At 73.5% G+C, this 18,075-nt stretch carries 17 protein-coding genes; 12 read left to right on the top strand and 5 right to left on the bottom strand.

The window, feature by feature from the left end; all coding sequences use genetic code 11:
- The first annotated feature begins 87 nt into the window (after positions 1-87).
- The 6 genes from ACFP1Z_RS26670 to ACFP1Z_RS26645 all read left to right on the top strand — a co-directional run bounded on the left by ACFP1Z_RS26670 (position 88) and on the right by ACFP1Z_RS26645 (position 5,441).
- Entirely contained in the window at positions 88-1,950 is a 1,863-nt protein-coding gene (locus ACFP1Z_RS26670) for a phosphatidylglycerol lysyltransferase domain-containing protein (protein WP_390320156.1), read from the top strand.
- A gap of 201 nt (positions 1,951-2,151) precedes the next feature.
- Positions 2,152-3,039 (top strand): dihydropteroate synthase, encoded by an 888-nt coding sequence (gene folP, locus ACFP1Z_RS26665; protein ID WP_390320154.1) that lies wholly within the window; start codon positions 2,152-2,154, stop codon positions 3,037-3,039.
- Positions 3,036-3,518 (top strand): nuclear transport factor 2 family protein, encoded by a 483-nt coding sequence (locus ACFP1Z_RS26660; protein ID WP_390320152.1) that lies wholly within the window; start codon positions 3,036-3,038, stop codon positions 3,516-3,518. The genes folP and ACFP1Z_RS26660 overlap by 4 nt, the downstream gene beginning before the upstream one ends.
- A gap of 304 nt (positions 3,519-3,822) precedes the next feature.
- The gene (gene folB / locus ACFP1Z_RS26655) at positions 3,823-4,182 is read left to right on the top strand and encodes a dihydroneopterin aldolase (protein WP_390320151.1); all 360 of its coding nucleotides are present in this window, start codon (positions 3,823-3,825) and stop codon (positions 4,180-4,182) included.
- A complete protein-coding gene (folK, locus tag ACFP1Z_RS26650; RefSeq protein WP_390320150.1) occupies positions 4,179-4,772 on the top strand; it encodes a 2-amino-4-hydroxy-6-hydroxymethyldihydropteridine diphosphokinase in 594 nt (197 codons plus the stop codon). The genes folB and folK overlap by 4 nt, the downstream gene beginning before the upstream one ends.
- 174 nt (positions 4,773-4,946) lie before the next feature.
- A complete protein-coding gene (locus ACFP1Z_RS26645; protein ID WP_390320148.1) occupies positions 4,947-5,441 on the top strand; it encodes a DUF3180 domain-containing protein in 495 nt (164 codons plus the stop codon).
- Positions 5,442-5,737: 296 nt separating this feature from the next.
- Here ACFP1Z_RS26645 and ACFP1Z_RS26640 read toward each other — a convergent pair whose 3' ends face one another.
- Entirely contained in the window at positions 5,738-6,907 is a 1,170-nt protein-coding gene (locus tag ACFP1Z_RS26640) for an ABC transporter ATP-binding protein (RefSeq protein WP_390320147.1), read from the bottom strand.
- A 130-nt stretch (positions 6,908-7,037) separates the two neighbouring features.
- Here ACFP1Z_RS26640 and ACFP1Z_RS26635 point away from each other — a divergent pair, with 130 nt between their 5' ends.
- The 4 genes from ACFP1Z_RS26635 to ACFP1Z_RS26620 all read left to right on the top strand — a co-directional run bounded on the left by ACFP1Z_RS26635 (position 7,038) and on the right by ACFP1Z_RS26620 (position 10,666).
- Complete coding sequence (locus tag ACFP1Z_RS26635; protein ID WP_390320146.1) at positions 7,038-7,769, top strand: ABC transporter permease; 732 nt, start codon at positions 7,038-7,040, stop codon at positions 7,767-7,769.
- Entirely contained in the window at positions 7,769-8,467 is a 699-nt protein-coding gene (locus tag ACFP1Z_RS26630) for an ABC transporter permease (RefSeq protein ID WP_390320144.1), read from the top strand. Before ACFP1Z_RS26635 ends, ACFP1Z_RS26630 begins: the two co-directional genes overlap by 1 nt.
- Before the next feature lie 116 nt (positions 8,468-8,583).
- Complete coding sequence (locus ACFP1Z_RS26625; protein ID WP_390320142.1) at positions 8,584-9,564, top strand: ABC transporter substrate-binding protein; 981 nt, start codon at positions 8,584-8,586, stop codon at positions 9,562-9,564.
- A 139-nt stretch (positions 9,565-9,703) separates the two neighbouring features.
- Positions 9,704-10,666 carry a hypothetical protein gene (locus tag ACFP1Z_RS26620; protein ID WP_390320140.1) on the top strand — a complete coding sequence of 321 codons (963 nt, stop codon included), beginning with the start codon at positions 9,704-9,706 and terminating at the stop codon, positions 10,664-10,666.
- Between the two features lie 85 nt (positions 10,667-10,751).
- Here the strand turns inward: ACFP1Z_RS26620 and ACFP1Z_RS26615 are convergent, their stop codons facing one another.
- Both ACFP1Z_RS26615 and ACFP1Z_RS26610 read right to left on the bottom strand, forming a co-directional pair.
- Complete coding sequence (locus ACFP1Z_RS26615; protein WP_390320139.1) at positions 10,752-11,894, bottom strand: NADH-quinone oxidoreductase subunit D; 1,143 nt, start codon at positions 11,892-11,894, stop codon at positions 10,752-10,754.
- Positions 11,895-11,907: 13 nt separating this feature from the next.
- Positions 11,908-12,966 (bottom strand): SAM-dependent methyltransferase, encoded by a 1,059-nt coding sequence (locus tag ACFP1Z_RS26610; RefSeq protein WP_390320138.1) that lies wholly within the window; start codon positions 12,964-12,966, stop codon positions 11,908-11,910.
- Between the two features lie 121 nt (positions 12,967-13,087).
- Between ACFP1Z_RS26610 and ACFP1Z_RS26605 the strand changes: the two genes are divergently transcribed.
- Positions 13,088-14,290, top strand: a complete 1,203-nt coding sequence (locus tag ACFP1Z_RS26605; RefSeq protein WP_390320137.1) for a sensor histidine kinase — start codon at positions 13,088-13,090, stop codon at positions 14,288-14,290.
- Between the two features lie 116 nt (positions 14,291-14,406).
- Positions 14,407-15,084: a response regulator transcription factor gene (locus tag ACFP1Z_RS26600; protein WP_390320135.1), complete on the top strand. Its 678-nt coding sequence runs from the start codon at positions 14,407-14,409 to the stop codon at positions 15,082-15,084.
- 236 nt (positions 15,085-15,320) lie between these two features.
- On the opposite strand, the gene ACFP1Z_RS26595 is transcribed toward ACFP1Z_RS26600, so the two are convergent.
- Both ACFP1Z_RS26595 and ACFP1Z_RS26590 read right to left on the bottom strand, forming a co-directional pair.
- Positions 15,321-16,439: a DUF5937 family protein gene (locus ACFP1Z_RS26595; protein WP_390320133.1), complete on the bottom strand. Its 1,119-nt coding sequence runs from the start codon at positions 16,437-16,439 to the stop codon at positions 15,321-15,323.
- A 338-nt stretch (positions 16,440-16,777) separates the two neighbouring features.
- Entirely contained in the window at positions 16,778-18,046 is a 1,269-nt protein-coding gene (locus ACFP1Z_RS26590) for a threonine aldolase family protein (RefSeq protein WP_390320131.1), read from the bottom strand.
- Between the last annotated feature and the right edge of the window lie 29 nt (positions 18,047-18,075).

Below are 18,075 nucleotides of genomic sequence, written 5' to 3'. Positions count from 1 at the left end.
CCGAAACCGTCGTCCTACAGGGCGCACATTGTCCGGGACCTGCCGCCAAGCACGGTGCGGGCCCACTCGACAGGACGACGGGAAGAGATGTCTGTCAGGGTAGATGGCAAAAAGTCCGACGGGGTTCCCCAGCGAACCAAACCCAAGTGGCTGTCGGTGCTTGCGCGTATCGTCAAGGGACCGAAGCCCGAGAACGTGCCTGCCGTCGTGGGTACGGTCGCGGCCGTCATCGGTCTGCTGGACATCGCGGCCGGCGTCATTCCCCGTTTCCGGATCAGCCGGGTGCACCACGTCGCCGAGCTGCTGCCGGGTGCCGTGACCTCCTTCGCCGCCGCGGCCTCGATCGTGGTCGGCATCCTGCTGCTGATGCTCGCGCACGGCCTCAAGCGGGCCAAGCAGCGGGCCTGGCTGGCGGCCGTGGTGGTGCTTCCCGTCGGTGCCGCCGCCCATCTGCTCTACCGCCACTCGCCGGCCGGCGCGGTCATCTCCCTGCTGCTCTTCGCCTACCTCGTGCGGCACAAGAAGGCCTTCTCCGCGCTGCCGGACCCGCGCAGCCGCTGGAAGGCGCTCGCCAACTTCGTGCTCATGGGCGGCGCGAGCTTCGCTCTCGGCTGGCTGATCGTCGGCTCGCACCCGGACCAGATGATCGGCGACCCGCCGGTGCGGGAGCAGATCGAGCACGTGGTCTGGGGTCTGTTCGGCTTCGAGGGCTCGATCCGCTACACCGACAACGTCGACTACACCGTCGGCTACTCCCTGGGCGCCCTCGGTCTGCTGACCGTCGCCACCACCGCCTTCCTGGCCTTCCGGCCCGAGCACCCGGCGGCCGTCCTCACCGAGGAGGACGAGGACCGGCTGCGCGAGCTGCTCGCCAAGCACGGCGAGCGGGACTCGCTGGGCCACTTCGCGCTGCGCCGCGACAAGAGCGTGGTCTTCTCGCCCAGTGGCAAGGCGGCCGTCTCCTACCGCGTGGTCTCCGGGGTGATGCTCGCCAGCGGTGACCCGATCGGTGATGTCGAGGCGTGGCCGGGCGCGATCGAGCAGTTCATGGAGCTCGCCAAGCGCCACTCCTGGACCCCCGCCGTCGCCGGATGCAGCGAGACCGGTGGCGAGGTGTGGACCCGCGAGACCGGGCTGGACGCCCTGGAGATGGGCGACGAGGCCATCGTCGACGTGGCCGACTTCAGCCTGACCGGGCGCGCGATGCGCAACGTCCGCCAGATGGTCAAGCGCATCGAGCGCAACGGCTACTCCACCAAGGTGCGGCGCGTCGGCGATCTCTCGCCCGAGGAGCTGGCGGTCGTCCAGGAGGCGGCGAACGCCTGGCGCGACACCGAGGAGGAGCGCGGCTTCTCCATGGCGCTCGGCCGCATCGGCGACCCGAAGGACCTGGACGCGATCATCGCGACCGCCCACAGGGACCCGGAGGAGGGCGAGGAGGCCCCCTTCGGCGACCTCAAGGCCATGCAGCACTACGTGCCGTGGGGCAAGGACGGCTCCTCGCTGGAGCTCATGCGCCGTGACCGCAGCGCGGACCCGGGCATGAACGAGCTGCTGATCGTGGCCTTCCTGCAGGCCGCCCCCGAGCTGAAGATCACGCGGCTGTCGCTGAACTTCGCGTTCTTCCGCTCGGCACTGGAGCGCGGCGGCAAGCTGGGCGCGGGCCCGGTGGTGCGGATGCAGCGCGCGGTGCTGGTCTTCCTCTCGCGCTGGTTCCAGATCGAGTCGCTGTACAAGTTCAACGAGAAGTTCCGGCCGCGCTGGGAGCCGCGTTTCGTGGTCTTCCCCAACAACCGCGACCTGCCGCGGATCGGCTTCGCGATGATGCAGGCGGAGGGCTTCCTGACGCTGTCCATGCCGCGCCCCTGGCGGCGCCGCCCGTCCGTGCCGAAGCCGTGCGTGCACGAGGACGAGCAGGTCTCGCCCGCCGAGGTCACGCGGGCCGCGTGACGGCCTGCCGATAGCCGTGCGACGCACGGCCTCTCGCCCCCTTGAGCCCCGTCCGCCGACCGGCGGGCGGGGCTCAGGCGTGTCGTGGGCCGCGGCCGGAGTGCGCCGCCCGCGTCCGTGCGCCCGCCCTGTGCGCGCGGTGCGCGGACCCGGGCCGGGGCGGGGCGGTGCGCTCTCCACGGCACGCCCTAGGCTGTGGTCATGAGTACCTTGCGTGGTCGATTCGGGCCCGTCGGTCTGCCGGAGTGGGGCCGCTGTGCGGTGATGGGCGTGGTCAACGTCACGCCGGATTCGTTCTCCGACGGCGGCCGCTGGTTCGACACCGAGGTGGCGGTCAAGCGGGGGCTGGACCTGGTCGCCGGCGGCGCCGATCTGGTCGACGTGGGCGGCGAGTCCACGCGCCCGGGGGCCGCGCGGGTGGACGAGGCCGAGGAACTGCGCCGGGTGGTCCCGGTGGTGCGGGGGCTGGCCGAGGAGGGCGTGGTGGTGTCGGTGGACACCATGCGCGCCTCGGTCGCGGAGGCGGCCGTCGCGGCGGGCGCGCGGCTCGTCAACGACGTCAGCGGCGGGCTCGCGGACCCGGCCATGGTGCCGGCGGTGGCCGCGGCCGGGGTGCCGTTCGTGGTGATGCACTGGCGCGGTTTCAGCGCCGGCATGAACAGCCGCGCGGTCTACGGGGACGTGCTCGGCGAGGTGGTCGCCGAGCTGCGGCAGCGGCTGGACGCGGTGGTGGCGGGCGGTGTGGACCCGGGGCGGATCGTCGTCGACCCGGGCCTGGGTTTCGCGAAGAACGCCGAGCACGACCTGGCGTTGGTCGCCGGGCTGGGCCGGTTCCGCCGCGAACTGGGGCTGCCGGTGCTGGTGGCCGCCTCCCGCAAGCGCTTCCTGGGCCGGGTGCTGGCCGGCGGCTCGGAGGAGGTGCCGCCCGCCCGGGAGCGGGACGCCGCGACGGCGGCGGTGAGCACGCTCGCAGCGCGTGAGGGCGCCTGGGCGGTGCGGGTGCACGAGGTACGGGCGAGCGCGGACGCGGTACGGGTCGTACAGGCCGTGCGGGAGGCGGCAGCGGCGGGGACCGAGGGGTGCGGGTGAGCACCGCCCGTACGGACAGCGAGCGGGTCGAGCTGGCCAACACCGCGCTGTACGAGGCGGTGGAGCGCGGCGACACGGTGGCGATGGGCCGGCTGTGGCTGGACGACCCGGACACCGAGGTCTCGTGCGTGCACCCGGGCTGGCCGGTGCTGCGGGGGCGCGGCGAGGTGCTGCGCTCGTACGCGCTGATCATGGCGAGCACCGACTACATCCAGTTCTTCCTCACGGACGTCGAGGTGTCGGTGGCCGGTGACACCGCGCTGGTGACCTGTACGGAGAACATCCTCAGCGGCGGCCCGGCCGAGGAGGAGGGCGAGCTGGGGCCGCTGGTGGGGCAGCTGGTCGTGGCGACGAATGTCTTCCGGCGGGTGCGCGGGCAGTGGAAGGTGTGGTCGCACCACGGCTCCCCGGTGCTGGCGGGGCGCGAGGAGGAGGACGGGGGCGACGAGGAGGACGACGCGGACGGGCCCGGTTCGTGATCACTCGTTCGGGCTGTTCGGCAGGTGGGTAGGGGTGGGGCACGGGTTCGCGGGGCAAGCGCGCCGTGAGCCGTGCGGCCGGGCCGGTGCCCTGGCCACGCCTTGTCGAAAGCGCCCGAATGTGCCCGTGAATGTCGGTGGATGTCCGGAGATTTCTGCGGCATCGGCCTGCGTCCATGTGCGAGTGGTGTCACTGCTCGCAGGTAGATTCGAAGGCGGATACCCGACCGACGTCGGGGACGGGCGGTGCGCCGACGTGTGTCGGCGCGCACGCGCACACCGACGACCAGCAGGAGTGATTCGTGTGGACCGTGTCGCGCTGCGCGGCCTGAAGGCCCGTGGGCACCACGGGGTCTTCCCCCGGGAACGCGAGGAGGGCCAGACCTTCATCGTGGACCTGGTGCTCGGCCTGGACACCCGGCCCGCGGCGGCCGACGACGACCTCACGAAGACCGTGCACTACGGCGTCGTGGCGGAGGAGGTGGCCGGCATCGTCCAGGGCGAGCCCGTCGATCTCATCGAGACCCTCGCCGAGCGGATCGCCCGCCAGTGCCTGAAGCACGAACCGGTGCAGGAGGTCGAGGTCACCGTGCACAAGCCGGACGCCCCGATCACCGTGCCCTTCGACGACGTGACGATCACTATCACCCGGAGCCGAGTATGAGCAGCAGCGACCCGACCGTGCAGCCGGTGCCCGCCTCCGTGGTGGAACAGGTGGACGCCGCCGATGTGACCCTGAGCAACCCCAAACGGGCCGTGATCTCCCTGGGCAGCAATCTCGGCAACCGCCTGGAGACCCTCCAGGGCGCGATCGACGCCCTGGAGGACACCCCGGGGCTGCGGGTGAAGGCCGTCTCCCCGGTCTACGAGACCGAGCCGTGGGGCGTCGAGGCCGGCTCGCAGCCCTCGTACTTCAACGCGGTCGTCCTCGTGCGGACGACCCTCCCGCCGGACTCGCTGCTGGAGCGCGGCCACGCCATCGAGGAGGCCTTCGAGCGCGTGCGGGACGAGCGCTGGGGGCCGCGCACCCTCGACGTCGACATCGTCGCCTACCAGGACGTGATCTCCGACGACCCGGCGCTGACCCTGCCCCACCCCCGGGCGCACGAGCGCGCCTTCGTGCTCGCGCCCTGGCACGACGTGGACCCCGAGGCCGTGGTGCCCGGCCGGGGCGCGGTCGCCGAGCTGCTGGCCGGAATCGGCCTGAACGGCGTGGAGGCGCGCACGGACTTGGAACTCCGGCTGCCCGAATAGGCGTTGGGGCGGGTGGTCCCCGTGCGCCGCAAGTGCGGACGGCGGGACGGGGGATGCAGGGGGAGACCGAGGGACGGTTGAGGATCGGATGAGGAAGAGGGGCGACGGCGTCGTGTTCCGTGCCACCCGGGAGCGGTTCCCGGCCCCGTGCGCGAGCCGGGGAGGAGCGAGCCGGTGAAGCAGCTGCGGGTCAGGGTGCTGGTCGGCCTGTTCATCGTGGCCGGGGTGCTGGCCTGGGCCGGTGCCCGGCTGTGGGACGCCTTCGGCACCCTGCCGAGCGTCCCGGTGGCCGCGCCCGTCGTGCTGGCGGTCATCGCGGTGATCATCGCGGCGACGGCGTTGTCGCTGCGCGCCAGGCTTCGGGCCCAGCGCGAGCGGCGCCCCGGCGCCAAGGGGGTCGACCCCCTGGTGGCCGCCCGCTCGGTGGTCTTCGGCCAGGCCAGCGCCCTGGTGGCGGCGGTGGTCTCCGGCGCGTACGGCGGGGTGGGGGTCTTCCTCCTCATCGCCGGGCTGGACGCCACGGGCCGCCGCGACCAGGCGATCTACGCCGGTGCCTCGGTGCTGGCGGGCGCGGGCGTGATAGCGGCCGCCCTCTTCCTGGAGCGGGTCTGCCGGCTCCCCGAGGACGACGACGAGGACCACGGGGGGCCGGGGACGGCGCGGGCGTAGGGCCGGCACGTCCGGCACGTCCGGTGTGCCTGCCGGGCGGTGGCGCGCTTCCTGTGGTGCCGGGTGGGCTCGGGCCGCTGGCGCCGTTCGGGGGCCGGGCTGCGCCGGAAGCGCGTGCGGCCGGGGGCCGCGCCGCGTCCCGTACACCTGCTGCGGGCAGCAGTTCCGGCCCCGGGCCGCCGCGTCCCGTACGCCCGCCGGAGCGCGGGGCGCTGTACGCCCTCCGCCCGTACACCTGCCGCAGGGCTGCCGGGCCGTTTCCGGCCACGGGACTGCGCGGCGCCCCGTCGCGGCCGCTACACCCCGGAGACGGTCTCCAGCTCCACCTCGGCGCGGGACGCGCCCCGCGCGTCCGCGTCGATGGAGCGGCGCAGCGCCTCGTGCAGGCGGGCCGGGGTGAGGACGCCCAGGAAGCGGTCGCCGTGCTCGCTGTCGAGGACGGCGATCCAGCCGGCGTCGTGCTGGAGCATGCTGCTGAACGCCTGCTTGAGGGAGGCACCCACGGGCAGCCAGGCGTCCATGCGCCGCGAACGGTCGCCGACGGTGCCGTCGGCCCCGGCGGTGAGCGACTCGGCGGACACCCAGCCGTGCAGCCGGCCGGCGTCGTCCAGGACGACGGCCCAGCGCGCGCCCTCGGCGGCCAGGCGCGCGGCGGCCGGGGCGGCGCGGTCCTCCAGCCGGACGACCGGGGGCGCCTCCAGGTCACCGGGCTCGATGGGGGTGACCGAGAGCCGCTTCAGGGCCCGGTCGGCGCCCACGAAGTCGGCCACGTACGGCGTGGCGGGGGCGCCCAGGACGACCGTGGGCGCGTCGAACTGCGCGATGCGCCCCTCTCCGTAGACCGCGATACGGTCGCCGAGGCGGACGGCCTCCTCGATGTCGTGGGTGACGAACAGCACCGTCTTGCGCACCTGGGACTGAAGCCGCAGGAACTCGTTCTGCAGCCGCTCGCGCACCACCGGGTCGACCGCGCCGAACGGCTCGTCCATCAGCAGCACCGGCGGGTCGGCGGCCAGCGCCCGGGCCACGCCCACCCGCTGCCGCTGCCCGCCCGACAGCTGTTCGGGGTAGCGGCCGCCGTGGACGGCCGGGTCGAGGCCGACGAGGTCGAGCAGTTCGGCGGCGCGGGCGCGGGCCTTCTTCCTCGGCCAGCCCAGCAGATGGCAGACGGTCGCGGTGTTGTCGAGCACGGTCCGGTGCGGGAAGAGGCCGACCTGCTGGATGACGTAACCGATGCGGCGGCGCAGCCGGACGGGGTCGACGGCCGTGATGTCCTCCCCGTCGAGCAGGATTCTGCCGCTGGTGGGCTCGATCAGCCGGTTGACCATCTTCATGGTGGTGGTCTTGCCGCAGCCGGAGGGGCCGACGAGCGTGACGAGCTCGCCCTCCGCCACGTGGAAGGACAGGTCGTCCACAGCGGTCGTGCCGTCGGCGTAGCGCTTGGTGACGTGCTCGAAGCGGATCATGGGTCCCCATTCTGGCCGTACTGTCCCCGGACATTGTCGCCGCTGTGTGGCGCCCCGAGTCGAATGTCAGTGCCCGGGGTTAGGGTCGCTGGTAACGGACAGGCCCAACGCCAGGGGGAGGTGCGGGCACATGGCGGACCGGAACTGCCTGATCAGCAATGAGTGGGTCTGCGGGGAGTATCTGCGCACCCGCGGCGACGAGCTCGTCGACGCGACGCTCCAGCACGTCGGCATCACCGTCGTCTCGGTGGGCCTGGGGCTGGCCGTGGCCTTCCCGCTCGCGCTGCTCGCCCGCCGCCGGCGCGCCTTCGCCGGCCCGGTGCTGGGCCTGACCACCGTGCTCTACACGGTGCCGTCGCTGGCGATGTTCTCGCTGCTGGTGCCGGTCTTCGGGCTGTCGGCGTCGGTGGTGGTCACAGGCCTGGTGCTCTATTCGCTGACGATCCTCGTGCGGAACATCCTGGCCGGGCTCGCCGCCGTCCCGGAGGAGGCCCGCGAGGCGGCGCGCGGCATGGGGTACGGGCCGGTGCGGCTGCTGTTCGCGGTGGAGCTCCCGCTCGCGCTGCCCGCGCTGATGGCCGGCCTGCGGATCACCACGGTCTCCACCGTCTCGCTCACCACGGTGGGCGCGATTCTGCACTACGGCGGCCTGGGCAATCTCATCTACGAGGGCATGCACAGCTACTTCAAGGCGCAGGTGCTCACGGCGTCGGTGCTGTGCGTGGTGCTCGCGGTCGGGGCGGACCTCCTGCTGCTGCTCGTCCAGCGGCTGCTGACTCCGTGGACCCGCGCGGGCCGTACGGACCGTCCGCGCCGGGCGGGACGGTCCGGCCGGGTGCCGGCCGGGGAAGGGGCGGTGTGATGGGAGTCGTCGGACGCACCTGGGACTGGCTGTCCACCTCCGCCCACTGGAGCGGTGAGGGCGGTGTGTGGCAGCGGCTGGGGGAGCACCTGTTCCTGACGGCGGTGTGCCTGGCCGTGGCCTGCGCCCTGGCGCTGCCGGTGGCCGTGTGGCTCGGCCACATCGGGCGGGGCGGCGCGCTGGCGGTCAACATCTCCAACGCGGGCCGCGCGGTCCCGACCTTCGCGGTCCTGGTGCTGTTGCTGCTCAGCCCGCTGGGCAGTTACGGGTCGCTGCCCGTCGTCGTCGCGCTCGTGCTCTTCGCGATCCCGCCGCTGCTCACCAACGCCTATGTCGGCATGCGCGAGGTCGACCGGGACGTGGTGGAGGCCGCGCGCGGCATGGGGATGACGGGCCGTCAGCTCCTGACCGGGGTGGAGCTGCCGCTGGCCTTCCCGCTGATCGCGACCGGGGTGCGCAGCGCCGCCGTGCAGGTCGTGGCCACGGCCGCGCTCGCCGCGCTGCCCGGGGGCGGTGGCCTCGGCCGCGTCATCACGGCCGGTTTCCGGCTCACCGACACCGCCCAGGTCGTCGCGGGCGCACTGCTGGTGGCCGTGCTGGCGCTGCTGGTCGAGGGAGCGCTCGTCCTCCTGCAGCGGCTGCTGGACCCGCTGCGCCGCCGCCCGGCACGCATACCGGGCGCTCCGGGTGGCATGTGAGACGTAAGGGGCCGGCGGCAGCCTCCCGGCCCGTACCGGAGCGCACCACAGCGCGTCACGCACCACAGCACGTCATGCACGTCAGCACGTCACGCACGTCGAAGGACGGAGTTCCCATGAGCCAGACCCCACGCCGCGCGCGGATCACCCGTGCCCTGTCGGCGGCCGCCTGCGCGGCCGTGCTGACGGCGGGTCTCGCCGCGTGCGGCGGCGACAGCCTGGAGAAGTCGGGCGGAGGCGGGAGTTCCGCGAAACCGGGGGAGGGATCCCTGGTGATCGGGTCGGCTTCCTTCACCGAGTCCCGGATCCTCTCCGAGATATACGCGAGGCTGTTGAAGGACGCCGGATATTCGACCTCGATCCAGACCGTCGACGCGCGTGAGCTGTACGAACCGGCGCTGGAGAAGGGCGAGATCGATGTCGTCCCGGAGTATGCGGCGACCCTCGCCGAATTCCTGAACAAGAAGCAGAACGGCAAGGACGCGCCGCAGGTCGCCTCCGCCGACGCCCGGGCCACCGTCGAGGCCCTGCGCAAACTCGCCGAACCACGCGGCCTGAAGGTGCTGGAAGCGGGTTCGGCAGTCGACCAGAACGCCTTCGCGGTGACCCGGGAGTTCGCGGAGAAACACCAGCTCAAGACCCTTTCCGACCTCGGCGGTTCGAAGGAGCCGGTCAAGCTCGCGGCGGGCGACGAATGCGCGCAGCGGCCGTACTGCCGGCCGGGGCTGCAGAAGGTCTACGGCATCGATGTCACGGGCATCGACCCGCTGGACGTCGGCAGCACGCAGGCCAAGCAGGCCGTCAAGGAGGGCAAGGACCAGATGGTCCTGGTCACGACCACCGACGCCACCCTCGGCCAGTTCGGGCTCGTCCTGCTGGAGGACGACAAGAAGCTGCAGAACTCCGACAACGTGCTGCCCGTGGTGAATGCGAAGAAGGCCGGTTCACCGAGGATCGCGGAGGCGCTCGGCAAGCTCACCAAGGTACTGACCACGGCCGATCTGACAGAACTCAACAAGAAGGTCGACGCGGAACGGCGCAGGCCCGCGGAGGTGGCCGCCGACTACCTCAAGCACAAGGGCCTGCTGAAGAACTGATCCGGCGTAGGCGATAAATAAGATCAAGGGAAGAGTTCCGTGGCGGAGTCCCCGTCCCGTGGCAACGCACGGTAAGTTTCAGGCCATGCCACGAGGACGCCATCGCCATTCGCCATCCCTGCACAGGCTCCTTCCCGCCGTGACGGTCGCCGCGACCTCGGTCGTCTGCGCCGCCGGCACCTGGCTGGTGGAGGAGACCGTCCTCATCAGATCCCTCGCGGCGGCCGCCTCCGCCACCGCGGTGATCGGCTCCGTGCTGCTGCGCCGCTGGGACCGGGCCGCGGGCCGGCAGGTCGCCAGGCTGACGGCGGCTCAGACGCGCGAGGAGTGGAAGGCCGAGGAGCGCGTCGCCGAGCTGGAGACGGAGCTGGAGGAGCAGCGGGCGTCCCGGAGCCGGGTGGAGGGCAAGCTGCGCGCCAAGCGTGCCGAGCTGGCCCGGCTGCGCACCGAGCACGCCGATCTGCTGCGGCGTTACGCGACCGCGGAGGCCGAGCGCGCCGACGCCCTGGAGGACCGGCGGCTCGCCCGCACCTCCGCGTCGTCGGACGCGAAGGCCCCGGCGCCCGCGCCGGAGTCCGCCGACAGCGGGTCCGCCCCGCTCACCGGCGTCACCCCGGCCGCGTACCGCAAGGCCGCCGACGCCCTGCGCGAGCTGGAACGCAAGGCGGAGCAGCGGCAGAGGAAGGGTGACGGGGGCGGGTCCGTGACGGCCGGTGCCGGTTCGGCCCCCGGCACGGACGGGGCCGGCGCCCGCGCCCGTACGGAACAGGGCGCGGCGGACGCGGACAAGGCACCGCGCCCGGAGGCGAAGGCCGCGCCCGGCAAGCGTGCCGTCGCCGTGGCCGTACCGCCGCAGGCCGAGGCGTCCCGCGCGGCGTCCCGTGCCCAGGGCGGCTTCGACTTCTTCGGAAACCAGGGCAAGCCCCTGTCGCCGAAGCCGGTCGAGGAGACCGACCTCGCGGACGTCGTCGGCGAGGAGGCGCTGGCCGAGCGCGAGCGGGCCGCCGGGGCCGACGGCGCGGACTCCGCCGTCATCGACCTGACCGCGCACGACGAGACCGAGCAGATCGACGTGGCGCGGCTGCGCGGCGCGGCCTCGTAGCCCGCGCACCGGCACCCTCGTGCGACAGCCCCGGCGCGGACCCGCGCCGGGGCTGTCGGCCGCTCGTCCTTACTTGTCGATGTCGTTACTTGTCGATGTCGCCGACGACGAAGAACATCGAGCCCAGGATCGCCACCATGTCCGCGACGAGCGTGCCCGGCAGCAGCTCCGTCAGCGCCTGGATGTTGTTGAAGGACGCCGAGCGCAGCTTCAGCCGGTACGGGGTCTTCTCGCCCTTGGAGACCAGGTAGTAGCCGTTGAGGCCGAGCGGGTTCTCCGTCCAGGCGTAGGTGGCGCCCTCCGGGGCCTTGAGCACCTTGGGCAGCCGCTGGTTGATCGGGCCGGGCGGCAGCGCGGCCAGCCGCTCCAGGCACGCGTCCGCCAGGTCCAGGGAGTTGTGGGTCTGCTCCAGCAGGCACTCGAAGCGGGCCAGACAGTCGCCCTCCCGGCGCGTGACGACCTTCAGGGTGTCCGCCAGCTCGCCGTAGGCCAGGTACGGCTCGTCACGGCGCAGGTCGAAGTCGACGCCGGAGGCGCGCGCGATGGGGCCGCTCACCCCGTACGCGTGCACCGTCGCGGGCGTGAGCACGCCGACGCCGCGCGTACGGCCGCGGAAGATCTCGTTGCCGAGGACGAGCCGGTCGTAGACGTCCATACGGGAGCGGACCTCGGCCACCGCGTGCCGGGCGCGGCCGAGCCAGCCCGCGGGCAGGTCCTCCTTCAGACCGCCGACCCGGTTGAACATGTAGTGCATCCGGCCGCCGGAGACCTCCTCCATCACCGTCTGCAGCTCCTCGCGCTCGTGGAACGCGTGGAAGACAGGGGTGATGCCGCCGAGTTCGAGGGGGTACGAGCCGAGGAACATCAGGTGGTTGAGGACCCGGTTCAGCTCGGCGAGCAGCGTGCGCGTCCACACCGCCCGCTCGGGGACCTCCATGCCGAGCATCCGCTCCACGGCCAGGACGACGCCGAGCTCGTTGGAGAAGGCCGACAGCCAGTCGTGGCGGTTGGCGAGCATGATGATCTGGCGGTAGTCGCGCGCCTCGAACAGCTTCTCCGCGCCGCGGTGCATATAGCCGATCACCGGCTCGGCCTGCCGGATCCGCTCGCCGTCGAGGACGAGCCGCAGCCGCAGCACACCGTGCGTGGACGGGTGCTGCGGGCCGATGTTGAGCACCATGTCGGTGCTCTCCGCCGCGCCGCCGATGCCGACTGTCGTCTCCGTCATGGGCAGTAGTGTCTCAGCCGCCGGGCCCGGGGCCGCCCCCGGCGGCCCCGAGCAGTCCCGCGCACGCCGCACCCACCGGCTGTACGAGCCAGCCGAAGCCGCCGAGCCCCGTGGGCGCGGTCAGCTCGGCCGCCTCACCGGCCGCCGCCAGCGCCCGTACGTACCCGGCCGGATCCGTCGAGGCCAGCGCGAGCGGGGGGCGGCGGCCGTGCACACCGAGCTCGCGCAGGGCCGCGCGCTGCGTCAGCACCCGGCTGCCGGGCCCCGCGCACGCGTCCAGCGCGACGTGCGCGGTGATGTCGCACGAACCGTCCGGCACCGGCCGTACCTCCCTGCCCCCGCGGAACCCGGTGAGCGTGCCGAACGGCGGGCGGGCCGCGCGCTCGTGCGCGTAGTCCACGGCCACGGCCAGCCCCGCGCGCAGCGAGGCCACCGCCCGCGACCAGGCGGCGTCGCGCGGATGCCCGATCTCGGCGCGGGTGCCCGGGGCCGCGCCGTCGAGCGGCCACCAGCGGGCGAGCCAGTCGGCGTCCGCGCCGGTCACCGGCCCGCCCGGCAGCTCCTCGCCGTCCCGTTGCACGTACACCAGCCGCGCCACGCCCTCGGCGTCCGTCTCGGCGACGTCGACGGGCACGTTGTCCAGCCACTCGTTGGCGAACAGCAGCCCCTCGACGCCGGAGGGGATCCCGTCGAGCCAGACGACGCGCTCGTCCAGCCCGTCCGGCCGTCCGGCGCGTTCCACGGCGTACGGGCGCAGCCGCGCGGCGAGTGAGGGCGGGGTGTGCGCGAGCACCGCGGTGATCAGTTCGCCCCGGCCCGCGCCGACGTCGGTGAACGCCAGTTCCGCCGGGTGCCCGAGGGCCGCGTCGACGCGGCGCAGCAGGGCGGCGACCGCACCGGCGAAGACCGGCGAGGCGTGCACCGAGGTACGGAAGTGCCCGGCGGGGCCCTCGGGGCGCAGGTAGAAGCCCTCCGGTCCGTAGAGCGCGGCCTCGGTCGCCTCCCGCCAGGTCCTGGTACCGCGCGGGCCGTCCGCCGCCTTCACTGCCCCCGCCGTCGTTCCGCTTGCCATGTCCACACGCTAAGCGCCCCGCGCGGACGGCACGCATCCACCTTGGGGAGTAGAGGGGGGTGCGAGGGATCGATCGCCGGGTTGACCCCGGCACGTGGGTGGCGTGCCTACGCTGGGTGACGTGCAGCGCATCTACGACTTTCTCCGCAGGCACCCGACGGGTGTCGACACGTTCTGGGCTGTGCTGCTGCTCGGGCTGACCTGGCTGACGATCGTGGCCGAGGCGTCGGTCGAGCACGGGAGTGCCGTCACGGCCGCCGTCATGGCGGTCGTGCTGTGCACCGCGGTGGCGCTGCGCCGTCGTGCCCCCGAGAAGACGCTGCTGCTGGTGACCGCCGCCGGAGTGGTCCAGCTGGCCGTGAATTCCTCGCCGACCCTGGCGAACTTCGCGATGCTCGTCGTCATCTACACCGTGGCCTCCGGCCACACCCGCTGGGCCTCCCGCTTCGCCCTGGGCGCCGGGCTCCTCGCGCCCGCGCTCGCCCAGCTGCGCTGGCCGAGCCCCCATCAGTCGCTGGGCGGCCAGGCGCTGCTCACGGTCTTCCTGACCGTCCCGTTCGTGCTGGCCTGGGTGCTGGGCGACTCGATGCGCACCCGGCGCGCGTACTGGGCGCAGCTGGAGGAGCGGGCCGGGCGCCTGGAGAAGGAGCGCGAGCAGCAGGCCCGGATGGCCGTGGTCGCGGAGCGGGCGCGCATCGCGCGCGAGCTGCACGACGTCGTCGCGCACAACGTCTCGGTCATGGTCGTCCAGGCCGACGGCGCCGCGTATGTGCTGGACGCCGCGCCCGACCAGGCCAAGCAGGCGCTGGAGACGATCTCCGGGACCGGGCGGCAGGCCCTGGCCGAGATGCGGCGGCTGCTGGGCGTGCTGCGCACCGAGGACGGCGGCGAGGGCGGCGAGTACGTGCCGCAGCCCGACGTCGAGCAGATCGGCGAACTCATCGAGCAGGTGCGCGGCGCCGGGCTGCCGGTGGACTACCAGGTCGAGGGCGCCCCCCGGTCGCTGCCCAGCGGGGTGGAACTGACCGCCTACCGCATCGTGCAGGAAGCGCTCACCAACACCCGCAAGCACGGCGGGCCGGACGCCGGGGCCAGCGTCCGGCTCACCTACTTCGACGACGGGCTCGGCCTGCTCGTCGAGGACGACGGCCGCGGCGCGCAGCAGGAGCTGTACGAATCGGGCGGTGCCGACGGGATGGGACACGGGCTGATCGGCATGCGGGAGCGTGTCGGCATGGTCGGGGGCACGCTGGACGCCGGGCCCCGGCCGGGCGGCGGCTTCCGCATCAGCGTGCTGTTGCCGATCAAGCCGGGCGGGGCCTGAACGCCGGTGCTCCGGGCGGCATGGCCGACGGAGACGGCAGGGCATCATCCGGCCGGGTCGGCAGAGCAGAATGAGGCGGTCGGGAAGATCGAGAACTTGAGGGAAGGGACCTCCGTATGTCGATCCGAGTCATGCTCGTCGACGACCAGGTGCTGCTGCGCACCGGCTTCCGCATGGTGCTGGCGGCCCAGCCCGACATGGAGGTCGTCGCCGAGGCCGGGGACGGTGCGGAAGCGCTGGAGATCCTGCGCGGCACCCGGGTCGACGTGGTCCTGATGGACGTGCGCATGCCCAGGCTGGACGGGGTGGAGGCCACCCGCCGCATCTGCGGCCGGGAGAACGCCCCGAAGGTGCTGATCCTGACCACCTTCGACCTCGACGAGTACGCGTTCTCCGCGCTCAAGGCCGGGGCCAGCGGCTTCATGCTCAAGGACGTGCCGCCGGGCGAACTGCTCGGCGCCATCCGCGCCGTGCACAGCGGCGACGCCGTCGTCGCCCCCAGCACCACGCGCAGGCTGCTCGACCGCTTCACCCCGATGCTGCCGGGCACCGGCGGCGAGCCCGCGAGCCCCGAGCTCGGCAGGCTCACCGAGCGGGAGCGCGAGGTGATGCTCCTGGTGGCCCAGGGCCTGTCCAACGGCGAGATCGCGGCCCGGCTCGTGCTCTCGGAGGCCACGGTCAAGACGCACGTGGGCCGCATCCTCACCAAACTCGGCCTGCGGGACCGGGTCCAGGTCGTGGTCCTCGCCTACGAGAGCGGCCTGGTCCGCGCCGGCGGGGGAGGGGCGGCCTAGCTGCCGCCGGGGCTGCGGAGGCCAGTGCCGCCGAGGCCGGGGCAGCCGGCGTCAGGGCTGCTGGGGCCGGTGCTGCCGAGACGGTGCTGTCCGGGTCCGTGCCCGGGACGGTCCCGGATTCCCGCCGTGACCCAGCGGTACCGACGCGGTGCCGGCGACGCGGCCGCTCGATGCCGCGCACGCCTCCCGGCCGCCCCTGCCGGGCAGGGCACCCCCGCCGCCCCCGCCGCCCGGCGTCACCGCAGGACGCCCTCCAGGAAGTCGCTGCCCAGGCGTGCGACCACCGTCAGATCCAGCTGATACAGCACGTACCGGCCGCGACGGCGCGTGGTGATCAGCCCGGCCTTCTTCAGCACTCCCAGATGCCGGGAGACCTCGGGTGCGCTGACGCCGTGCTCGGTCGCCAGCTCGCCGGTGGTGAACGGGGCGCGTGCCAGGTTGCGGCAGATCCGTATGCGCAGCGGGTGCGCGAGGGCCTCCAGCCGTCGCTCCAGCAGTTGGACGGAGGCCGGGCCCGTCTGCTCGGGGGCGGCGACCGGATAGTGGATCACCGGCCGCCAGCCCGGGGCGTGCAGCACCATCAGATGCGGCCAGCCGAACGAGGACGGCACCAGGGTCAGCCCCGCGCCGACCGCCGGATCCACCGCCGTCGTCCGGCCCGCCGTCATCTTGTCCACGGTGATGCGCGTGTGCTCCTCGTCCAGCGCCACCGCGGCCGACACCTCGGCCAGCGCCTCGCGCAGCCCTTTGCGGCGCAGCAGCTCCGTCTTGTGCCGGGCGTCCGCGGCCAGCTGGACCCGGAGCCGCTGCCAGACCTCCCCGAAGAACGCCTGCTCGCAGTCCTCCAGCAGTCGGCGCACCCAGGCGCGGACCGCCGGCGGATCCGTCAGCAGCCGCTCCGCGAACTCGCGCGGACGCGGTCCGCGCGCTGCCGCCCGCTCCAGGGCATCGCGCCGGGCCGCCGTATCGGTGAGCGGGGAGATCCCGCTCTCGCAGTAGTGGCTGGTGCAGGAGATCTCCAGGGCGGCGGCCACATACCGCTCGTCGTCGAGCCGGTCCGCCATGTCCAGCTCCTCCGCGAGGGTGGTACCGGGCCGGCCGTCGCTCTGCGGCAGCCCCGCGAACGGCATGAGGATGTCGGCGATCAACGGCCCCCACAGGAAGTCCGCCTCGCACAGCCGGTCCGCGAGGTCCGGCTTGAGCGCGGCGCTCGTGGCCGTGGTCCAGCCATGCAGCCCGGGGTGGTGCCCGGGCTCGGCCAGGGCGTGCAGCGCGGTGCTCAGCTCGGCCAGCGGCGACGGGCTGAAGATGACGCGCTCGGCCGGCAGCCCGGCGATGTCGATCGTCACGCTCATGGGCTCATCGTCCTCCTTCCTCCTCCCGGCCGGGCCGTGGATTGACGGTCCTGGTCAATCCACGGGACCGGCTCCCGCCGACGGCACATCGTGGAGTCATGGACAGCACGCAGCAGTACCTGCTCGACCTGCACCGCGCCGCCGCCTGCGGCAACCGGCCGACACCGCTCCCGCCCGCCCCCGGAACCGGCGAACTCCGCCTCCTCGGGGAGCTGCGCACCCGGTGGGCGTTCCGGGCCGTCGTCGACGAGCGCGTCGCCCGCCGCCGGAGCCGCTGGTCCGCCCTGGCCCGCCTGCTGCGGCCGGGCACGCCGGCCGCCCCGGCCGCCGCGGAGCACTCATCCCTTCTCCCGGCCGCTCGCCCCCTCCCGTCCTCCCCCTTCCCGCCCGGCGAGCGTGTCGGTGACGCGCTCCAGGACCGCGCCCACCGCCTCCCCGACGGCTGCGGGCGTCCAGCTCAGCGCTGACCGCGCGACCGTGATCTCGGTGGTCGCCAGCCCGGGCACCTCGCCCGGCCCCCAGTGACCGAACACCGACACACCGGTCTCCTCCGCCAAGGTCACCCCCGCCTCCTCCAGCACCCCGGCCGGATACGGCAGCCACACCCGGAACTGGTGGGTGTGCGGCACCTCGGGATGGACCCGGAACCACGGCACCCCCGCCGCACGGAACGCCCCGGCCAACGCGCTCGCGACCACCTTGGCGTGGGCCACGTACGAGGGGAGCCTCGGCAGCTCCCGCTCCAGCCCGGCCAGCGCCGACAGGGCGGCGGGCCACTGCTGGAAGACATCGCCGCCGTAGCGGTGCCGCCACGCCCTCGCCTCCTCCACCAGCTCGGACGGACCGGCCAGCGCCGCCCCGGATATCCCGCCCAGCGACTTGTAGAAGGACACATAGACGGAGTCCGCGAGCGCGGCGATCTCCTCCAGCGGCACTCCGAAGTGCTCGGTGCACTCCCACAGCCGCGCCCCGTCGAAGTGCACCACCGCCTCCCGCTCGCGGGCGGCGGCCACCGCTTCCCTCAGCTCCCGCCACGTGGGCAGCACGAACCCGGCCTCCCGCAGGGGCAGTTCGAGCGCGAGCGTGCCGAACGGCTCGTCCAGCCCGTGGATCTCCTCGGCGGTCGGCAGGCGCGGCTCGCGCGTGGGATGCACGGACCGCAGCCCGCTCACCGCCGCGTAGGCACCCCTTTCGTGAACCTCCAGATGCGACAGTGGGTGCAGCGCGACGGTCCGGCTGCCCGTGCGCTCCGCCCAGCAGCGCAGCGCCACCTGCTGGGCCATGGTGCCCGTGGGGAAGAACGCCGCGTCCTCGGTGCCGAGCAGGGCGGCGACCCGGCGCTCCAGCTCCTCCACGACCCCGTTCCCGTAGAAGTCCACCCCCTCCTCCAGGGCCCGCCGGCCCTCGGCGCCCGCCACCAGCCGGGACAGGGCCTCGCCGACCGTCGGCGCGAGCGGGCTGTCCGACAGCACGCGCTCGGCCCCGCGCAGCGCGGCCAGCCGGCGGGCCTGGTCCACCCCGGCCGGGGGCCCGGCGGAGCCCGCCCCCGCCGCCTTCGTCCCTGCGTCATGTGCGGTGCGCGTCTGCGCACCGGAGTCGTCGGTCATGCGCCGATGATGGCCGACCGCCCGCAGGC

The organism is Streptomyces gamaensis (assembly GCF_042656465.1).
Lineage (GTDB): Bacteria > Actinomycetota > Actinomycetes > Streptomycetales > Streptomycetaceae > Streptomyces > Streptomyces gamaensis.
The sequence above is the reverse complement of the archived record's forward strand: the minus strand, read 5'-3'. Positions and strand labels throughout refer to the sequence as shown.